13 protein-coding genes, 2 tRNA genes and 1 other RNA gene are annotated in these 20813 nt (G+C 40.2%); 4 read left to right on the forward strand and 12 right to left on the reverse strand.

The annotated features are described in order from the left end of the window. Positions 1 to 96 precede the first annotated feature (96 nt). The 8 genes from ACY2A0_RS16575 to ACY2A0_RS16610 all read right to left on the reverse strand — a co-directional run bounded on the left by ACY2A0_RS16575 (position 97) and on the right by ACY2A0_RS16610 (position 8286). Positions 97 to 819: a LytR/AlgR family response regulator transcription factor gene (locus ACY2A0_RS16575; protein WP_461790482.1), complete on the reverse strand. Its 723-nt coding sequence runs from the start codon at positions 817 to 819 to the stop codon at positions 97 to 99. 5 nt (positions 820 to 824) lie between these two features. Continuing rightward, entirely contained in the window at positions 825 to 1970 is a 1146-nt protein-coding gene (locus ACY2A0_RS16580) for a sensor histidine kinase (protein WP_461790483.1), read from the reverse strand. A gap of 424 nt (positions 1971 to 2394) precedes the next feature. Beyond that, positions 2395 to 5322 (reverse strand): N-acetylmuramoyl-L-alanine amidase, encoded by a 2928-nt coding sequence (locus tag ACY2A0_RS16585; RefSeq protein WP_461790484.1) that lies wholly within the window; start codon positions 5320 to 5322, stop codon positions 2395 to 2397. A 694-nt stretch (positions 5323 to 6016) separates the two neighbouring features. Next, complete coding sequence (locus ACY2A0_RS16590) at positions 6017 to 6970, reverse strand: ISAon1 family transposase (RefSeq protein ID WP_461791071.1); 954 nt, start codon at positions 6968 to 6970, stop codon at positions 6017 to 6019. A 10-nt stretch (positions 6971 to 6980) separates the two neighbouring features. After that, entirely contained in the window at positions 6981 to 7316 is a 336-nt protein-coding gene (locus ACY2A0_RS16595) for an ISAon1 family transposase N-terminal region protein (protein WP_461790485.1), read from the reverse strand. Positions 7317 to 7492: 176 nt separating this feature from the next. Then, positions 7493 to 7565: transfer RNA gene (locus ACY2A0_RS16600), tRNA-Lys, on the reverse strand. Between the two features lie 228 nt (positions 7566 to 7793). Beyond that, positions 7794 to 7873, reverse strand: a tRNA-Leu gene (locus tag ACY2A0_RS16605). Positions 7874 to 7989: 116 nt separating this feature from the next. Next, positions 7990 to 8286, reverse strand: coding sequence for a DUF3817 domain-containing protein (locus ACY2A0_RS16610; RefSeq protein WP_461790502.1), 297 nt, complete (start codon positions 8284 to 8286; stop codon positions 7990 to 7992). Between the two features lie 163 nt (positions 8287 to 8449). On the opposite strand from ACY2A0_RS16610, the gene ACY2A0_RS16615 reads away from it, so the two are divergent. Continuing rightward, a complete protein-coding gene (locus ACY2A0_RS16615) occupies positions 8450 to 8680 on the forward strand; it encodes a hypothetical protein (protein WP_461790503.1) in 231 nt (76 codons plus the stop codon). A gap of 70 nt (positions 8681 to 8750) precedes the next feature. On the opposite strand, the gene fsa is transcribed toward ACY2A0_RS16615, so the two are convergent. Together fsa and ffs are read right to left on the reverse strand one after the other, a co-directional pair. After that, the gene (gene fsa / locus ACY2A0_RS16620; protein ID WP_461790504.1) at positions 8751 to 9410 is read right to left on the reverse strand and encodes a fructose-6-phosphate aldolase; all 660 of its coding nucleotides are present in this window, start codon (positions 9408 to 9410) and stop codon (positions 8751 to 8753) included. Positions 9411 to 9501: 91 nt separating this feature from the next. Further along, an RNA gene (gene ffs, locus ACY2A0_RS16625) (signal recognition particle sRNA small type) lies at positions 9502 to 9601 on the reverse strand. A gap of 334 nt (positions 9602 to 9935) precedes the next feature. Here ffs and gltB point away from each other — a divergent pair. After that, on the forward strand, positions 9936 to 14444 hold the full coding sequence (gene gltB, locus ACY2A0_RS16630) for a glutamate synthase large subunit (protein WP_461791709.1): 4509 nt from the start codon (positions 9936 to 9938) through the stop codon (positions 14442 to 14444). A gap of 1 nt (position 14445) precedes the next feature. Then, complete coding sequence (locus tag ACY2A0_RS16635; protein ID WP_461790506.1) at positions 14446 to 15915, forward strand: glutamate synthase subunit beta; 1470 nt, start codon at positions 14446 to 14448, stop codon at positions 15913 to 15915. A gap of 1247 nt (positions 15916 to 17162) precedes the next feature. On the opposite strand, the gene ACY2A0_RS16640 is transcribed toward ACY2A0_RS16635, so the two are convergent. Together ACY2A0_RS16640 and queA are read right to left on the reverse strand one after the other, a co-directional pair. Continuing rightward, entirely contained in the window at positions 17163 to 17840 is a 678-nt protein-coding gene (locus ACY2A0_RS16640) for a 2-C-methyl-D-erythritol 4-phosphate cytidylyltransferase (RefSeq protein ID WP_461790507.1), read from the reverse strand. 122 nt (positions 17841 to 17962) lie between these two features. Next, positions 17963 to 19012: a tRNA preQ1(34) S-adenosylmethionine ribosyltransferase-isomerase QueA gene (queA, locus tag ACY2A0_RS16645; protein ID WP_113634716.1), complete on the reverse strand. Its 1050-nt coding sequence runs from the start codon at positions 19010 to 19012 to the stop codon at positions 17963 to 17965. 405 nt (positions 19013 to 19417) lie between these two features. Between queA and ACY2A0_RS16650 the strand changes: the two genes are divergently transcribed. Then, positions 19418 to 20662: an ABC transporter permease gene (locus tag ACY2A0_RS16650; protein ID WP_461791072.1), complete on the forward strand. Its 1245-nt coding sequence runs from the start codon at positions 19418 to 19420 to the stop codon at positions 20660 to 20662. Positions 20663 to 20813 lie beyond the last annotated feature (151 nt).

The raw sequence follows: 20813 nt of genomic DNA on the forward strand, positions 1-20813 counted from the left end.
AGATAGCCTGTGTAGGTAGATGGAAGTTTAAAAAATAACGTTCAATTGCATATAATTAGATGAGAAGCCGGTTTGTACACATGGATAACTAATACTTCAACTGCCAGTCACCAAACGTCTTTTGCACTCTGCCTTGTAGTTTCTTCCAATCGGCAACTCTTTGCCGAGTATTTCGATAGCGTAGGAATGATAACTCTCAATCTTTTCGATCGAAACCATAAAAGAGCGATGTATTCTGATAAACTTCTCCTGTGGGAGCAAATCCTCTAGTACGCCAATTTTTTGCTTTGTCACTAAAACCCTATCCTTCAGCGTAATCCTAATGTAGTCTTTCAAGCTTTCCATCCAATAAATATCGTTAACATTGATTTTTACCCTCTTTCGGTCAATGCGCAGGTAGAGAAAATCGTCAGCCTTTTGTTCTACGCTTGGTGCTAGAAATTCACGCTTCTGATGTTGCAGCTTAAAGATATCAAATACCTTGTGCATTGCTTTTAAGAAGCGTTCAAATGGAATGGGCTTTAGTAGGTAATCCACTGCGTTGAGATCAAAACCGTCTAGGGCATAATCCTGATAAGCGGTGGTAAAAATCACCCTCGGTGGATTTTTTAAGGTCCTAACCAAATCTGTGCCCAACAGGCCTGGCATTTTGATATCCAGAAAAATCAAGTCTATCTCCTGCTCCTGCAAAATTTGGAAAGCGTGTACAGCATTGCTACAAGTTCCTACAAATTCTATTTGGGGGAACTCGCTAATGTACTTTTTAATGACATCTAACGCATGCGGCTCATCATCTACAATAAGGATTTTTATCTTCATAACCTTTATTTTTCTACCTTCATTACCGTAGTTGGTTTAAAACTTGGATTGTTTATTTTTATTTCATGTGGTAGTTTACTTGGCATAAGCTCGATATAAAGGATCACAACGAACATATCCTCTTCATCGTGTATGGAGAAACTGTGCTTTTCTGGATAAATTAGCTTCAGTCGTTTGCTCACATTTTCAAGCCCAATTTTGCCGAAATGCGCCCGACTGTCTGATTGCGCTTCCAAGGGTTTGCTGTTCGAGACCTTTAGTTTAATCGAATGGGACGCTATTTCAATAACGATATTAATCCAAGCATCTGCTATCATTTCACTTGCACCGTGCTTAAAGGCATTTTCAATCAACGGAATCATCAGCAAAGGAGCAATCTGTTGGTTTTGGATTTCGCCCTTAATTCTGAGGTTAAGATCGAGCCTGTCGCCGTGTCGCAGCCTTTCCAAACCAATGTAATGACGAATAATTTCGATATCCTTTTTTAGGGGGACGTAATCGGTGTTGCATTCATAAAGCATGTAACGTAGTATTTGCGACAGGTCCATAACTACCTCTGAAGCGGCAGGCGAATTATTGAGCGTGAGCGAGTAGAGGTTATTTAGCGTGTTGAACAAAAAATGGGGATGGATCTGTGCTTTCAGGAAATTAAGCTCAGAGTTCAGCGCCATCTGCTTTCGGTCGTACCACATCCCAACAAACTTTATTAGTAATCCTCCCCAAACAATAGCGTTGCTCTGCTCCAGCGCATGCACCATGTATTGTGGATTGAAGAACTGTTGAGATATACTTCCTTCAATTTTTTTCCACTTGAAGGATGGGTTAAGCGGCTTCAGCTGGTTGAAAAGGTAGGGGTCGGCAAATAGGATCTCAATTAGGCGGTAGCAACAGGTAAAAAAGCTACAAACTAAGATAAATGATAAGGCTAGTGCGGCAAAGTTTCTTTTGTAAAGGAATTTCGGGATAAGGATCAAGCTGACCATGTAATAATAGGCGATGTGTACAGGAAGCAACATCAGTACCAGTTGAAATGCCAAGAGGTAGCTAGGAAGCCCAACCGCAAAAAGAAAGGTCAGTAGTGTGGTACAGATGCCCCAAAACAACAAATGCCGAAGAATGTTGATTTGACCGAACCAGTTTTTAATTGACATGATAGCTTATGCGAATAAATCAAAATTTGTTGCGTAAACGATAAAGATAATGAACTGATTTAATTTTAATTGTTTATACGAGTTGTATCCGCTGTTTAGTAGATAGAAGAACTAAATTCGTAGACAGACGACTTGTGCACTAATTGAATCGGAGTAATTTTTAAGGAATACCTACACCGAGGATGAATTTGATAAACGAAAAAAAGCGCACCTTTTGATGTATTTCTATCTTAAATTGTAATCACGATGGCATGGAAGCCAAGTTCTGTTTCAAGCACTTGATGACTATCTGCGAAGGTTTTAACTGCCTACTTACTGAATCACTCACCGGTTTGTTTTACGCCGGCGATGTTTTAAAGTTAATGCCGCAATTAAACAAAATACCGTAGGAGTTATCCTACGGTATTTTTGAAAATCATTGATTCTAGTTTTTTACGATCTTCTTTACTAGAGGTATATTACCGTTCAATTTTAGTAAGTAAATGCCCGAAGCTACATTATCTAAACTGATAGCGGTCTTCGTCATTGAGCTGTCTAATGAAATTTGTTTTAATATTTTACCGTTGTTATCTATCAACTGTATTTGATTATAAACGCCTGCAGCAAACGCTACGTTAACGATGTCATGCGTTGGGTTTGGATAAATTTCCACTTTATTATCAGTTAAGGACACATTAACCGCTTTTACTCCTAAATCTGTTATTTTACCATTTAAATCTTGTTGCTCTAATCGGTAATGATTAACACCATTAAATGGCTTTTTATCATAAAACACGTAATTATTTCCGGTTGTTGTGTTTCCAAAGCTTACAACTTTACCAACAACATCAAATTGCTGTCCATCCGTTGATCTGGAGATGATAAATTCTTTGTTGTCAGTTTCTGACGTAGTTTGCCACTGTAATTTAACAGTGCCTGTGCTTTGCAGTGTCGCATTATAATTAATTAGCGTAACTGGTAAAGTTACGTCAAAATAGGCCAAAGCTTTTGCCATAAAAGTAGTAATCTGTTCCTGAGGCGCAGTTTCTAGCGGAAAGCCAAGATAAATAACTCCACCCGGGGTTGTTCCCGATCCAAATGTGCCTTTATAGGCAGTTCCTGCAAAACGTCCTGCGGTATTGTAATTTAAAATTGTTCTTGCAGTGCCAAATGGGCTAATATTATCAGGATAACTTGCTAGATAATTTTCTCCAAGATTTAGTAACACGCCCTCAAATGGACTCCCTACTACGCCTGAAACTGGCGTGTCCGTGATCACGCCATCACTAACATAATTTGCCTTTAAATAGTTGTTCATAAAACTTAAATCGTACTCAGTTGCGCCAGACCGTCCTAAGTTGTACGCAATTTCCGATCCTGTAATTAACAGTTTTCCGCCATTATCCAAGAAAGCTTTAACTTTTGTTTTATTTGTTCCGTTAAAAATTCTATCAGCGCTAGATTCATCACCGCTAAACCATAACACAATATCATAATCACTTAATAAAATGGTTCCTGCGTCTATCATCTCGTCGGCAGCACAATTAATCCGCATGGTAGCGTTATCTTTCAGCGTTTCAAAATAAATTGCCGAAAAATTGTGCGATCCTGATTTGTAATCTTTAATTCGATCAAATCCGTCAACAATAAGCACTCTTGGCCCTGTTGTCGTATTTACAGTTCTACTATAAACATCACTTGGTGCGCTTTCAACATCGGGATTAACGCCGTTTGTTACCACCGCAGTAAGTTTAAAATGAACTGCGCTTGTTGTTGGTACTACTAAAAACTGACTTGGGTTTAAGCTGATACTTGTTGTAGCGGCGGTCAACGTAGATTCATCAGCAGCTAACGCCCAGCCACTAAAATCGTCGTCTAGGGCGTAATATAATCGATATCCTTTCAATGTAGGCTCGGTATTAGCTCGCCACGCAGCATTTACTACGTTCGAACCGCCAGTGCCGGTTATGTAATACAGCGTCGGTAATGAAACTGATGGAATTACAACGCCGCCAGCAATTCTGTTCAATAAATTTGTCCAACGTCCGGCAGTCAGATTAGGGCAGTCGGTAGATTTAACATCACTGTGACCGTATATGCCACGGTCGCCATTAACCCCTCTTCTTATCCTTGGAATATTATTTCTATTGCATACGTCAATAGCTAAGTTCGCTGCAGCAACAAGCATGGGTTCGCTGTCCCACATGGCCAAGTTAGTAGCTAAAACTTCATGTTCTGTACTTACGCCTGCGCCGTTCCATTGTGGAAAACCAGTTACACCCTGTGCGTAAGCTCTGTCTTTTTCTCTCACTACCTGCGATATTTCGCCATCAGAATTTCGAATGCAATAGTTAGCGCTTGATGGTGAAGTACGTGTGCAATCACTAAACCAAGAGATCGCACCAGCATAAGTTCCGGTTGCCATATAATGCACAAAATAGTAATCTATCCCGTAACCGTTTCGCCCTGTAGCAAAATTACACGTGGTCATTCTATTTATTGCATTTGGGTAGTCGGTGCCTGCTTGAGTAACATTTCCAACACTCTCATTTTTTCTTTCAGATCGGGTTTTATATTCCGGAATAGTAACTGGTTGAGCATCAATTTGAATAATTTCTCTCCAAAGTGATACCGTTTTACTTCCGTTTTTGATTACATTGTAAAAACTTGTTGCCAGTGAAGTCTTCATTTCTTCATTACTTAAACCCGTCAAATCTCTTGTTGCCTCAAACCAATCCGCTAAATCAGCTGATTTAGGTTTGCCTTTTTGATAATAGGCTAACAGTGCGGCTGCCGCTCTGATATTTGCCTTGGCCTGATTTTTTATATCGTCAGCATTTAAACCCGTCAAACTTTCGGCAAGTGTAATTTGTTTAATATTATCCGATTCGATCAAACCCATCATTCCGTAAGAGCCATAAAAAGAGGGGCCTGTTTGCGCCCAATTACTTTGTACTTGAGCGGCAGCTTTCAATATGATTGCAGGTACACGAAATTCAGCAGCAGCGTCATTGATATATTTTTCTGTTGTTGCTACAGATGGATGCGGACGATTTAAAACATCGGCAAGGTGTTCATGGTCTTCGCTGCCATGATCATATTCAATAACAACTCCTTGTAGCGCGGTTGATTGATTTTGTTTTTGTATTGCGGCTTGTCGGTTGCGCTCGGTATTTGAAAGAAAGTCGTTCATTTGTCTTTGCAAAAACACATCACCGTTTTTATAGACACTTTTTTTTATCGGCGAGCTTAAATTTTTGTCCACCAATTTGATCAAGTCTTCGTTGGTTCTTTTGACTTGTGCCATGGCGCTACATGACACTGCGAAAATTAAAACAACAGTTTTTAAAATAAAAGGTATTTTTCGTCTCATATTGAATATGTTTTAATGAAGAATTTTAATGGAAAATGAATGCACAAAAGAGAACACTTGATTTCATAGATAACTGTCTGATAGTGTAAGTGTAAGAATAATAAATTAAAACTGCAAGTTAATGCGGTTTTACATTAACGAATAACGTAAAAAACCGCACTTGACCGTCATGATTTAAATTTTGCTCTTTGCGCAATAACGGGCGAAATTTTAGCATGCCATCGATAGATACGGCGCTTAGTGTAAAAAGTAGGAGAGATGGAGCGCCAAATGGCTGATTTTACTAGGTTTAGATAGCGAATTGTCGTTTTGCTATTTATAGCTGTTTGTTTTAACATGCTTTTTAACTTCGCAAGCTTACGTAAAATCGGAACAGCATTGTATGATCTGATATCATGGTATTTTTGGGAAAGATTGTATGTTTGAATTGAGTAGATGCGGACTTTTGCGTATCAAAATTTGGGAAGATCAGCTGTTCGAAATTCTATGGATTTATGAAGTCGTATATCCTGAGGGTTGGGTGGCCAGTTAGCAGAAGAGTTTACTTCTGAGGAGATCCATGGCTGATTATCTTATTATATCTGTTTGGTATCAATCACCAAATTTACCGACCGATTTCATACGCCAGAATGGATATTGGTAGTGGCTGAATGATTATGGCTAGAAATAACGGATCAGAACCAAAACCTGTGGACTAAGCAAATAATTTGGTTAGCCTGAACAGGAAAAAGTTGATGTCTCCCACACCTCTGAACTGTGATCTGAAAGCTTTGATTTTGGCATTGAAAGATTCTGCGGAAGCATTGGTACTTTTGTTGTCAAAGTAATTGAGTATTTTCTTGTGGTGCAGGATAATTGTTCTAGACACGGTGTTGAATGATTTGAAACCCGATTGTTCTACCTTTTCGTTCCATTTTGCCAATCTGGCAAATGCATAGAGTTTATCTGCCGTGTTGGTGAATATCCAAGAGAGTTGTTGGTTTAGCCCGTATGCTTTTTCAATATCGGGGTATCTATCAAACAACAATGCTGCCCTAAGTTGCTGGTCTTTAGTCCAGTTCTCCTGCTTGGAGTAGAGCAGATAACGGCTTCTTGCCAATAATTTTTTAACCGTATCTCCATTGGATAATACTTCGGGAAGGTAGGTCGATTTCTCTGTCCTGGCTTGTTCCAGGGCTAGATTCTCATCGTCTATGGCCTGCCATCGATGCTTGATCCTGATCTCTTGCAGGGCTTCGGTGGCCAATTGCTGTACGTGGAAACGGTCGATGACCTGCACAGCGTTTGGAAAACATCTTTTGGCAATCAGTGCCATGTTACCCGCTAGGTCCAATGTAATTTCCAGTACCCTGTTACGTATGCGTGCGGGTATTTTCAGCAGTACGGGGATAATCTCTTCAGATTTGGTACCGTTCAAGATGGCCACAATAGTGCCTTTTTTACCGCGTGCCTGCTTGTTGGTGACCACTGTATAGAGTTCTCCATGGGAAAGACTGGTTTCATCAATGGAAAGATGGGTATGCACATTCTGGGCAAAAACCAAACCCTCACGCGCACTTTTGTTGTGTTCCCAATCTTGGAAGCCACTTAGCTTGTCCCTATAATATCTCCTTAGCTTTCTGGGGTTTACACCGTAAAATGAACCGATGGTCTGGAGGCTATGGGCTTGGGTATCGGCTGATTGCTTTTAAAAAAGCCGCAAAATCCTTGGTGATACGCGTTCCCTTTGCTACAAGGCTCCAATCCCGAAAAACGACAAGACCCGTATCCTGGTTCAACCACCTGCGCCGTCTAACATGAAGATAGACCTCCTGGCCACGGATGGGGAAGTCCTGCAGGATCACCTCGTCAAAGAAACCTTTGGAAAGCAGCTTATTGTTCTGATATTCAGAGGGAATTGAGTTCAGCTCCTCAAGATAGATATGGATACCGGTGGTGTCTTTTTTATGGTCAGAAAGTGCAAAGTAATCAGACACACCGTCAGGTATGATCATTGGAAGTAGAGCTTTAAACGAGTCGTGCATTATTCGAAATTTTAACGCACGAATATCTAAAATTTATTCCCGAGTCCACAACTTTTTGACTTGATCCGAAATAACCTGTTATTCTTTACCGATGGCCGTTTAAACTGCTATTTAAACAGAAAAGGCGCAATCTCTTGCGCCTTTTGTGATCCCGCTGGGATTCGAACCCAGGACCACTACATTAAAAGTGTAATGCTCTACCAGCTGAGCTACGGAATCTTCCTTTGTTCTAAGGAGGTGCAAATATAGAAATAGTTGAAGTTAGTTCCAAAGAATTTCTTTAAAAAACTTATGATATTTCCTATCAGCTTGATTTACAACCGGAAGTTTTAATTCAAGAAATGAAACTACAGGTAGGTATATGCACTATGTATGGATGTTAAATGGAAAATGATTTTTCCTCATAAAAGAAAAAGGACAGTATCGTTTAAGATCTGTCCTTTTTAGTACCCAGGGCCGGGATCGAACCGGCACGGTCTCCCACTAGTGTTTGAGACTAGCGCGTCTACCAATTCCGCCACCTGGGCATTTGCTTGTCAGCGGGAGCGCAAATCTATAAAAAGACTTCAGATTACGCAAGTTTTATTTGAACTATTCTGAATTTTTTTCTCTTGTTAGCTGTTTGTTGCAGACAGTCAGCCAATTAATTTTTTAGGTTCTCTTCATGTTTCAATTTCTTTTCTATGTAAAACGGTACAAAAGGTAATAAAGACGCAACAAATAATGCGACTACTTTCCAGAAGCTCCATTTTCTTTCCTGCCATGCCATTATCAAACAAGCAATATAAAGTACAAATAAAAGTCCGTGGGCCCATCCCACATATTTTACTGCTAAAGGAAAATTGGCCAAATATTTAAGCGGCATAGCTATTAAAAGTAATACGATGTAGGAGATACCCTCGGCCATGGCAACTTTTCTGAAAAGATGTAGTGAAGACATAGAATTTAATTTGAATTTAGGGCAAATGTACCATCTACGAGTTGTTTAGAAAAAGTTGAGTTTTATTTTGACAATAGAGCAACGTTGGCAAGAGCTGTAATGCGTAACTTTTTATTGATGTTTGCTTAACATTAAATTAACATTGGGTTGCTAGCTTTAACCTATGAACTATCCAGTATTTATTTTTCATGAGTTAGTGCTACGCGTTTCGTATATCAACCGTAAAGTTGGTAGGTATATTTCTAGCACCATAGAGAATGGTATTTGTTTTATTGATACCACTAGCGGCAAAATTGCCGTGGCGCAAGAGTGGTTGGAGAAGCAATATCGAGATCCTAGCCAAATTTCATCTGATCAATTAGAGGAACTCGCAGCAGGTTTCGAAGCTAGATAACAAAATATACTTATAAATATAAAGCCCTTAATTTGATAAATTAAGGGCTTTTTGCTAGATACTGCTTTCGTTATTTTCCTGCCGCCTTAGCGTGATCCGCTAAGAATGTTGCTAGTCCACTATCTGTAAGTGGATGCTTCAATAAGCCTGTGATAGCAGCTAAAGGAGCTGTAATTACATCGGCACCGATTTTAGCACAGCTAACAATATGTAATGGTCCACGGATAGAAGCTGCTAAAATTTGAGTTTCAAAACCGTAGTTATCAAATATCAACCTGATATCTTCAATTAACGTTAGTCCATCAGTAGAGATGTCGTCTAGTCTTCCCAAGAATGGAGAAACATAAGTAGCTCCAGCTTTTGCTGCCAACAATGCTTGCGCAGGGGAGAAGATTAATGTACAGTTGGTTCTAATTCCTTTGCTGCTGAAATATTTGATTGCTTTAAGCCCTTCTTTGATCATTGGTACTTTAACAACGATTTTTGGATTGAGTGCTGCTAAAGCTTCACCTTCTTTAACTATGCCTTCGTAATCCGTAGAAATTACTTCTGCGCTTACGTTGTCGTCAACAATATCGCAAATTGCTTTGTAATGATTGATTACGTTTTCATCACCCGTAATGCCTTCCTTAGCCATTAAACTAGGGTTGGTAGTAACGCCGTCTAAAACGCCTAAATCCTGTGCTTCCTTAATTTGATCTAAGTTGGCAGTATCAATAAAAAATTTCATGCTATATAATGCTATAATTGGTTAAAGGTTTCGAGGGAATTTGAGAATTATCCATTTCCATAATTATGCTAACCTGAAAGGAAATGAAAAAAAAGGGCAAGCAACTTTTATCGCACCGCTACAACCTTCTACCCTTGCTTTGTTCCCAACCTGGGGGAGTTCAAAGGGAGCTGGTCGTAAAAGACTTGCCCGGCACAAAGGTAGTAAAAGGAGTGGTTTTACAAAATATAAATTAGCTAAAATTTAAAGTTTTTGCAAGCAATTTAAAGTCAGTTAGTTACATTTTGTACGATGTTTGCTATTTGTTGTGAAATGTTGTTTTAAATCACTTAAACGCATCATGTATGCTATTAATGAATTGCTAATATTTTAATTGGTATCGTTTTCTTTTATCATATTGATAATTTTAAAATTAATTTTTGCTTATAATATACTTTTTTAATAAAAATTTTATCATTTATGTAATTAGTGGTTATTTTTTTGTATCTTAGTGTTCAATACACACTAACTACAACCAACTAATAAATGGAAAATTTAAATGTACAGCAAGGTTTGTACCGCAGTAGTTTTGAGCACGACGCTTGCGGTATAGGTTTTGTTGCCCATGTGAAAGGGAGAAAATCACATCAGAACATTTCAGATGCGCTGACCATTTTGGAGAATTTGGATCACCGTGGCGCATGTGGTGCTGAGCCTAATACCGGAGATGGTGCCGGTATCATGATACAGGTTCCCCACGAATTTTTATTTGACGAATGTTTACGTACGGGTTTTAGTTTGCCGGCATATGGCGACTACGGCGTAGGCATGCTTTTTATGCCTAAAGAAATTAGGGCTAGAGAGGAATGTCGAGAAATTATTTATCGCACAGCTGAAAAATTGGGCTTTGAAGTGCTTGGTTTCAGAAAAGTTCAGGTAGATACTACTGATATTGGTCAGATGGCTTTATCTGTAGAGCCTGAAATTGAACAAGTATTTGTTTCAAGGCCTTATCATGTTGCTGCTGGTGCTGATTTTGAACGTAAGTTGTTTGTGCTAAAAACTTACGTTACGAAAACTATTTACAGTGCTGTAAAGGATAGCAAGCAAGATTTTTACATAGCGTCATTCTCGTCGCGAACCATTGTGTATAAAGGACAGCTTACTTCTTTGCAGGTGCGCACCTATTACACCGAGCTTAGCGATAAGCGCATGGTTTCGGCTTTCGGTTTGGTGCATTCTCGTTTTGCCACTAATACCTTCCCTTCTTGGCGTTTGGCGCAACCTTTCAGGCATATTGCCCATAATGGTGAAATCAATACGTTACAAGGAAATTTGAACTGGTTTCGCTCTAGTGTGAAATCATTTGCATCACCATATTTTACTCCGGAGGAGTTGAACATGATTTTGCCGGTGATTGATGAAACCCAGTCAGATTCGGGATGTTTAGATAATGTAGTTGAATTATTATTGCATGCTGGCCGCTCGTTGCCACATGTGTTGATGATGTTGATTCCTGAAGCTTGGGATGGAAACAAAGATATGGATCCTTTAAAACGGGCATTCTATCAGTTCCACGCTTCGTTAATGGAACCTTGGGATGGTCCTGCTGCCATTGCATTTACCGATGGCAACTTAATTGGAGCAACCTTGGATAGAAACGGCTTACGTCCTTCGCGTTATGCGTTAACTAGCGATGATCGTGTAATTATGGCATCTGAATCGGGAGCGGTTGAGATTGACCAAAGCACGGTTATTGAAAAGGGTAGGCTAACCCCTGGTAAAATGTTTGTAGTTGACATGGAACAGGGGCGCATCATTAGTGATGAAGAGATTAAAAAACAAATTTGCGGTCGCCGACCATATGCAGATTGGATCAATCAATATCAAATTAAATTGGAAGAATTGCCTGAACCAAGGGTAATGTTTACCAATTTATCAGAAGAATCGATATTTAATTATCAGCAAGTTTTCGGTTATACCAGAGAAGATATCGACTTGTTAATCAAACCAATGGCCATTGAAGGTAAAGAGGCTATTGGCTCAATGGGAACCGATACGCCTTTGGCGGTGCTATCTAAACAACCTCAACATTTGTCGTCCTATTTCAAGCAGTTGTTTGCTCAGGTAACCAATCCGCCAATTGATCCTATTCGTGAAAGGGTGGTAATGAGCTTGGCTGGATTTATGGGAAACAACGGAAACCTATTGGAAGAAAATCAGATGCAATGCCATTGTGTAGGTATACCGCATCCAATTTTAACCAATCCAGAGCTGGAAAAGCTGAGAAGTATCGATACTGGACTTTTCCAATCGAAAACTTTGCAGATGTATTTTAGAGCTGATGGTAAGGCGGGTTCACTACAAAAAGCTTTAGATCGTTTGTGCCGTTATGCAGTGGATGCTGTAGAGGATGGCTTTCAAGTGATCATTTTGAGTGATAGAGCTCTAGATTCCACCCATGCTGCAATTCCTTCTTTATTAGCAGTTTCTGCAGTTCATCACCACTTAATTAGAAAAGGTTACAGAGGTGCGGTAGGAATTGTAGTAGAAGCTGGAGATGTTTGGGAAGTTCATCATTTTGCTACGCTAATTGGTTTTGGCGCAACGGCGGTAAATCCGTATTTGGCGCTTGAAACCATTAATACGTTCCAGAAGGAGAGTGGTTTAACACAAGACAAGTTGAACTATAACTATATCAAATCTGTTAAAGATGGATTGCTGAAGATCTTCTCTAAAATGGGGATTTCTACGTTACAGTCGTACCACGGTGCGCAGATTTTCGAAATTCTTGGATTGAACCAACAAGTAGTTAATACTTACTTTACAGGAGCAGTATCGCGTATTGGTGGCTTAGGCCTAGATGAAATTGCGCAAGAGGCTTTAATTAAGCATAACCGCATTTTCGGAAAGCATACGCAAACAGAGCATATTTTAACTGCTGGTGGTACTTATAAATGGAGAAGACGCGGGGAAAAACATTTGTTTAACCCAGAAACCATCCACTTATTACAGAATGCTACCCGTAGAAAAGACTTTGCTACATTTAAAAAATATTCTAAGCTAGTAAACGAACAAACTACGCAAGCTTATACCATTAGAGGGTTGTTTGATTTCAATTACAGTCGCCCATCCATTAGCATTGATGAGGTGGAACCAATCGAGAATATCTTCAAAAGATTCGCTACAGGAGCAATGTCTTTTGGATCAATATCTCACGAGGCGCACTCTACGTTAGCTATCGCGATGAATAGGATTGGTGGTAAAAGTAACACTGGCGAAGGTGGTGAGGATGAAATTCGTTACCAAACTTTAGCCAATGGCGACTCAATGCGTTCGGCAATTAAACAAATTGCTTCTGCTCGTTTTGGCGTAACCAGTTATTATTTAACCAATGCGGACGAGCTGCAAATCAAGATGGCTCAAGGTGCAAAACCTGGGGAAGGCGGTCAGCTGCCTGGTCACAAAGTGGATGATTGGATTGCAAAAGTTCGTCACTCTACGCCAGGTGTTGGTTTAATTTCGCCGCCACCACATCATGATATTTATTCTATCGAAGATTTAGCACAGCTGATTTACGATTTGAAAAATGCCAATCGTGCTGCTAGAATTAACGTGAAGTTGGTCTCTAAAGCTGGTGTTGGAACTATTGCAGCTGGTGTTGCTAAAGCGCATGCGGATGTCATTTTAGTATCGGGTTATGATGGCGGTACGGGCGCTTCGCCACTTACCTCTATACAGCACGCCGGCTTGCCTTGGGAACTAGGCTTGGCAGAAGCGCATCAAACATTAGTGAAAAATCGTTTGAGAAGCAGGGTAGTACTGCAAGCCGATGGTCAGTTAAAAACAGGAAGAGACATTGTTATTGCAGCATTATTAGGCGCAGAAGAATGGGGTGTAGCTACTGCTGCATTGGTAACCACGGGATGTATTATGATGCGTAAGTGTCATTTGAATACTTGTCCTGTAGGTGTAGCTACTCAAGATCCTAACTTGAGAAAACTATTTACTGGCGAAGCCGACCACGTAGTTAATTTATTTTATTTCTTGGCTCAAGAAGTAAGAGAATTAATGGCTGAATTAGGTTTCAGAACTGTAAATGAGATGATTGGACAGTCTGATTTGCTAAAGGTGAGAGATTTTGCAGAAGAGGATTGGAAATTGAAATATGTGGATTTATCGCCAATTTTATATAAAGAGCCTGCAAATGGACTTCCATTATATAATACTGAATCGCAAGATCATGGTTTAGATAAAGTGCTGGATCATCAGTTGATTGCCGCTGCACAACCTGCAATTCAGAACAATGAACCTGTTTTTGCTAACTTCAACGTTAAAAATACGGACAGGTCTATTGGTACAATGCTGTCTAACGAAATTTCTAAAGTGCACAAAAGTGCCGGATTGCCACCAGATACCATCAACTTCAAATGTTTAGGGTCTGCAGGCCAAAGTTTCGGTGCATTTTCTACCAAAGGTTTAACACTTACTTTGGAGGGCGAAGGTAACGACTATGTTGGTAAGGGACTGTCCGGAGCAAAACTGGTGGTTTATCCATTCGCTAAGATTACTTACGTGCCAGAGCAAAATATATTGATTGGGAACGTAGCGCTTTACGGTGCGACATCTGGCGAATTGTATGTGAGAGGTAAGGCTGGTGAGCGTTTTGCGGTACGTAATTCGGGAGCAACAGCAGTAGTTGAAGGTGTGGGCGACCACGGCTGCGAGTACATGACTGGAGGCGAGGTATTGGTGTTGGGAGATACTGGAAGTAATTTCGCTGCTGGAATGAGCGGTGGTATTGCATGGATCTACGATACAAGTAAGACCTTCGCTAACAAATGTAATCCTGAAATGGTGGACTTAGATCCGCTGCAAGCAGAAGATGAAGCAAGAATCACCACTTTGTTGAAGAACCATTTGAGGTTAACCAACAGTAAAGTGGCGGAATTTATCCTAAGTGATTGGGAAAATCAATCTAGACATTTTGTGAAGGTTTTCCCTAGAGAATATAAAGCGGTTTTATTACAACGTCAACAAGTAAAAATTAACTAAGATGGGAAAAGTGACAGGATTTTTTGAATACGAAAGAGTTTCGCCTTCAAAACAAGCGCCTCAAGAGCGTTTAAAACATTACGATGAATTTGTTTCCTTGTTGCCATCTGATGAGTTGAATAAGCAATCAGGACGTTGTATGGATTGTGGAGTGCCTTTTTGCCAGTCGGGTTGCCCGTTGGGTAATGTAATTCCAGAATTTAATGACGCCGTTTACCAAGGGAAATGGTTGCAAGCAGCGGAGATTTTGCTAAGCACAAATAATTTTCCAGAGTTTACAGGACGGATTTGTCCGGCTCCTTGTGAAAGTGCTTGTGTATTGGGTATCAATAAATCTCCAGTTTCTATTGAAGAAATTGAAAAGCATATCATTGAAATTGCTTTTGAAAAGGGCTATATCAAAGCCGATGCGCCATTGATTCGTACCGGAAAAAAAGTCGCTGTGGTAGGTTCTGGTCCGGCCGGATTAGCAGCAGCTGCACAATTGAACAAAGCTGGCCACGAAGTGGTCGTTTTTGAGCGTGATGATGTTCCTGGAGGCTTACTGCGTTATGGTATTCCAGATTTTAAGTTGCAGAAAGATGTAGTGGAAAGAAGGATCAAATTAATGGAAGAAGAGGGAGTTACGTTTCAGTGTAATGCCAATGTGGGTGAAAATGTAGAAATAAGTACGTTGCTACGCGATTACCAAGCTATTGTGCTGGCGGGTGGTTCTACCATTCCTCGTGACTTGCCTTTGCCGGGTCGTGAAGCTAAGGGTGTTCATTTTGCAATGGATTTCCTAAAACAGCAAAATAAACGTGTTGGTGGTCGTAAAGTGGAAGTTGAAGAGATTTTAGCCACAGGTAAAAACGTGATTGTAATTGGTGGTGGTGATACAGGTTCTGATTGTATCGGTACTTCCAATCGCCATGGTGCGAAATCGGTTACGCAGTTTGAAATTATGCCTATGCCGCCTCAAATGCGTACTGCGCACATGCCTTGGCCAAGCTATCCAATGTTGTTGAAAGTAACTACCTCGCATGAGGAAGGTGCGCAAAGAGCTTGGTCGGTAAATACCAAAGAGTTTATAAAGGATGAAAATGGCAATTTAAAAGCATTGAAAGTGATTGACGTGGAGTGGGATATTGATGCTGCTACTGGTCGTCCCTTAGGTTTCAAAGAAGTTGAAGGAACTGAAAAGGAATATCCTTGCGAGCTAGTGCTATTGGCTATGGGTTTCTTGCATCCTCAAAAACAAGGCTTAGTCGAAAAGTTAGGCGTTGATTTAGATGAAAGAGGTAATGTTAAAGCTATCGAAGGTCAGTATCAAACCAACATACCTAAAATTTTTGCCGCTGGCGATATGCGTAGAGGACAATCATTGGTAGTATGGGCTATATCCGAAGGTAGAGAAACTGCTAGAAAGGTAGACGAATACTTGATGGGTTTTAGCAAGTTGCCTTCCAAAGATGCCGTAGCGTACGCCTAAAGAATTTGCTTTTATACTTTTACAAACCAAGGTCCAGGCGAATTTCGTTTGGGCCTTTTTTTAATTAATTATTCCCCGCTCTGCCTATCGGCATCTCTCCCCGTGGGGGCGAGAGAAGTACTTTTGAAAGTTTGTGCTTTTTTGGCAGAGGCGCTGCAATCCAGACTCTTGCAGCTCCGCCGTACCTTTTTCCTATTGCTTTCCCATATGCTGTTCTCTCCCCGTAGGGACGAAAGAAGTACTTTTAAAAGTTTGTGCTTTTTTTGGCAGAGGCGCTGCAATGCAGACTCGTGCAGCCCCAAAGTAGCTTTTCCTGTTACTTTCCCATATGCTGTTCTCTCCCTTTTAGGAAGAGATGCCCAAAGGGCAGAGAGGGTAAGTAGCGTAAACAGTGTCTGTATGTTTCCAGCCCCTCTCTGCCTATCGGCATCTCTCCCCGTAGGGGCGAGAGAAGTACTTTTGAAAGTTTGTGCTTTTTTGGCAGAGGTGCTGCGATCCAGACTCTTGCAGCTCCGCCGTACCTTTTCCTATTGCTTTCCCATATGCTGTTCTCTCCCCGTAGGGACGAAAGAAGTACTTTTAAAAGTTTGTGCTTTTTTTGGCAGAGGCGCTGCAATGCAGACTCGTGCAGCCCTAAAGTAGCTTTTCCTGTTACTTTCCCATATGCTGTTCTCTCCCTTTTAGGGAGAGATGCCCAAAGGGTAGAGAGGGTAAGTAGCGTAAACAGTGTCTGTATGTTTCCAGCCCCTCTCTGCCTATCGGCATCTCTCCCCGTAGGGGCGAGAGAAGTACTTTTGAAAGTTTGTGCTTTTTTGGCAGAGGTGCTGCGATCCAGACTCTTGCAGCTCCGCCGTACCTTTTCCTATTACTTTCCCATATGCTGCTCTCTCCCTTTTAGGGAGAGATGCCCAAAGGGCAGAGAGGGTAAGTAGCTTAAACAGTGTCTGTATGTTTCCAGCCCCTCTCTGCCTATCGGCATCTCTCCCCGTAGGGACGAAAGAAGTACTTTTGAAAGTTTGTGCTTTTTTGGCAGAGGCACTGCGATCCAGACTCTTGCAGCCTCGCCGTACCTTTTCCTATTACTTTCCCATGCACTGTTCTCTCCCTTTTAGGGAGAGATGCCCAAAGGGCAGAGAGGGTAAGTAGCGAAGTACTTTTGAAAGTTTATGTATTTTTCGTAGCGGAGGTGCTGCAGCCTAGGTTCTACGGCTTCAAAGAAATATACTTACAAATATCTTGTAAATTACTTATCCAGGAATATTATTCTTCATTAAAAAACTCGCCAATTCCAAATCTTCAGGATAAGTGATTTTGATGTTGTTTCTGTTTCCTTCCACTAGGTTGATAGGAAAACCAGCCGCCTCAACTACGGAGGCATCATCAGTGAAAATAGGAGAGAAGGATTGTTGGTACGCAATACGAAGCTGTCCTAAATCGAAAGTCTGCGGTGTTTGAATAAGCACCAGCTTGTCGCGATTTAAAATTTTACTTCCAGTAGATTCAATTTCCCGAACAGAGTCGCTTGGCCTTACCACAGGAATGGCATTGCCAACTTCTAACGCGTGTTTGAAGGTTGAAGTAATTAAGCTAGTATTTACTACTGGCCTCACAGCATCATGTATGGCAACCACGCCATCTTCTTTGATGGACATCAAGCCGTTTCTTACTGAATGAAAGCGTTCTTTTCCTCCTTCAACTAAAGTATGCGGAATATTGAAATTGTATTTTTGACAAAGTTCTCTCCAGTAGTCGTGATCGTCTTTTGAAAGTACTACGATAATTTCTGGCTGAACTTCTGAAAAATGAAAAGCCTGTAATGTATGCATCATCACAGGCTTCTCGTTAAGCAATAAAAATTGTTTGGCTACCGCAGTTTGCATCCTTTTACCCGATCCACCAGCGACAATTATTGCGTAAAATTTCATATTTATTGGTATTTAGCTATTAGTATTCAGTAATTAGAACAGTTGTAATGATAACTTGTTTCTATGGTTTTTAGTATAAGAAAGCGTTCTAAATACTAACTACTAAATACTTGTTTACTAAACTATATAATCAACATCGCATCTCCGTAGCTGTAGAAACGATATTTCTCTTTTACAGCTACTTCGTAAGCGTTCATGATGTTTTCGTAACCACCAAACGCTGATACCATCATCAATAAAGTAGATTCAGGTGTGTGGAAGTTGGTGATCATTGAATTTGCAATACTAAAATCGTAAGGAGGGAAGATGAACTTGCTTGTCCAATCATTAGCAGCCTTTAACGTTTTATTTGCAGATACTGCAGATTCGATGGCACGCATTGAAGTAGTTCCAACAGCGCAAATTTTTCTTTTATCTTCAATGCCTTTGTTTACGATATCAGCATCTTTTTGTTCAATAATGAATTGCTCAGAATCCATTTTGTGCTTAGTTAAATCTTCTACTTCAACCGGGCGGAACGTACCTAAACCAACGTGTAAGGTTACTTCAGCAAATTCTACACCTTTTAGTTCTAAGCGTTTCATTAACTCTCTACTGAAGTGTAAACCAGCAGTAGGAGCCGCTACAGCACCTTCGTGTTTTGCGAAAATGGTTTGGTAACGCTCTTTATCCTTTTCAGTAGCTTTGCGCTTGATATACTTAGGGAGTGGAGTTTCACCTAAAATTTCCACGTTTCTTCTGAATTCTTCGTCAGTTCCATCAAATAAGAAACGAATGGTACGACCACGAGAAGTAGTGTTATCTACAACTTCAGCAACTAATAAATCATTGTCTCCGAAATAAAGCTTGTTGCCAACACGAATTTTACGAGCTGGATCAACCAATACATCCCATAAACGTAATTCTTTATTCAATTCGCGTAATAAAAACACCTCAATGGTAGCACCAGTTTTTTCTTTGTTGCCGTACAAGCGTGCTGGAAAAACTTTGGTGTTATTAAGTATCATTACGTCTTTATCATCAAAATAACCTAACACGTCTTTAAAGATTTTGTGTTCAATCTTGCCGGTGTCCTTGTGAACCACCATTAAACGAGCTTCGTCTCTTTCTTCAGCAGGATCGTTTGCTAATAGCGAATCAGGTAAATTGAATTTGAATTGAGATAACTTCATATTTTCGGATATACTAAATTAGGGCGCAAATTTAGGAAATAATATTTGGTTTTGGTAATTAAATATCAGTCAAATAGATGTAAGAATATATAAGCTCAACCACATTTAGTTGTGCATTGTTTCATAGTAGTTATAAATAAGGAAAAAATGCTTTGCGCTTAGCTTAGCATCCTTACATGCAATGGTTATAATTTTGGATTGTAGTTGTCAGGCTAATCTCGCATTTATCATTCCTGAGAATTTCAAAAATCTATTCCTGTAATTGCCAAAGTATAGATTCTTTCTAAAGTTGGAATGACATAGCGCTTAAAAAAAGGCTTATTAGAAATTACGGACATTCTATAATTTTTACTTTAACTGAACTATGCTGTAACCTTTTTCATTACATTTGGTCTAACCGTTATGCTGCTAGTTTTTAGACTTATTGGAGAGAGTTTCAGATTTGCCTGGGATGCGCTTCGCCAAAATAAATTGCGTACATCGCTTTCTTTACTTGGAATTACTATTGGTATTTTCATTATCATCGCTGTGTTTACAGCGGTTGATACCATGAGAAATCAAATACAGTCTAGCGTAGATAAATTGGGATCAAATACTTTATTTGTGCAAAAATGGCCTTGGATTTTCGGCGATAGCTACCCTTGGTGGAAATACATTAATCGTCCTGAGCCTTCTTACCGCGATTACTTGGCTTTGAAAGAAAGGATGGAAACTGCACAAGGTGTTTGTTTTGAAATTTCAGCTAGCAATCGTACGATAAAGTACGGCAGCAGTTCTGTAGAAGGTGTGAATTTAAATGCCGCCACCTTCGAGTACGATAAAACTTGGAATTTAGAATTTGCCTCGGGTAGGTATTTTACCGAAAACGAAAGTCAATCTGGAAGTCCCGTATGTATTATGGGGGCGGAAGTAGCAGAAGGATTATTTGGTGAGGCTGATCCAGTTGGAAAGCAGATCAAATTGATGGGCCGAAGAGTAACGGTCATTGGCGTTTTCAAAAAAGAAGGTGAGGATATGCTGGGCATGTCGCAGGATAAGAACGTACTGATTCCGATGGTATTAGCTAGAGGGATTTTTGACGTAAGCAGCGAAAGATATAACCCTCAGGTAACGGTTAGAGGCAAAGAAAACGTAAGTTTTGAAGAAGTAGAAGGCGAATTGCAAGGACAGATGCGGGCCATTAGAAGGATTAGTCCAGGGCAGGAAGATGATTTTTCATTAAACAAAACCACCATGCTCTCCAATCAATTAGATATCATGTTTTCAGCAATTAACGTAGGCGGATGGGTGATTGGTTTATTTTCCATATTGGTAGGTGGTTTCGGTATTGCCAATATCATGTTTGTATCAGTTAAAGAAAGGACTAATATCATCGGTATACAAAAGTCTCTAGGGGCTAAAAACTATTTCATTTTGTTCCAATTTATTTTTGAGGCTATTGCCTTATGCTTAATGGGTGGTTTATGTGGCTTGTTGCTGGTTTATCTAGGCGTGCTTTTGGTTTCTAATACTACCGATTTTAAAGCCGCACTATATTTCAGTAATGTAATGTTGGGTGTTGGCGTGTCAGTTGCTATTGGCATTATTTCTGGCTTTTGGCCCGCCTTTTCAGCGTCAAGGTTAGATCCCGTAGAAGCCATTAGAAGTTAGCGTTTTACCCATTGGTAACTAAGCCTAAGTATTTAAACGGGATAGAAGTGGTTAGCCCGCAGTGCAGCGTAGCGTAATGAGGACTAAAAACGAATAGCCCGGCTGGCTGTAAATAGAAGCATTAGATATGCTTTTCAAATAAAAAAGCGCC

This window comes from Pedobacter sp. (genome assembly GCF_965249885.1).
GTDB lineage: Bacteria > Bacteroidota > Bacteroidia > Sphingobacteriales > Sphingobacteriaceae > Pedobacter.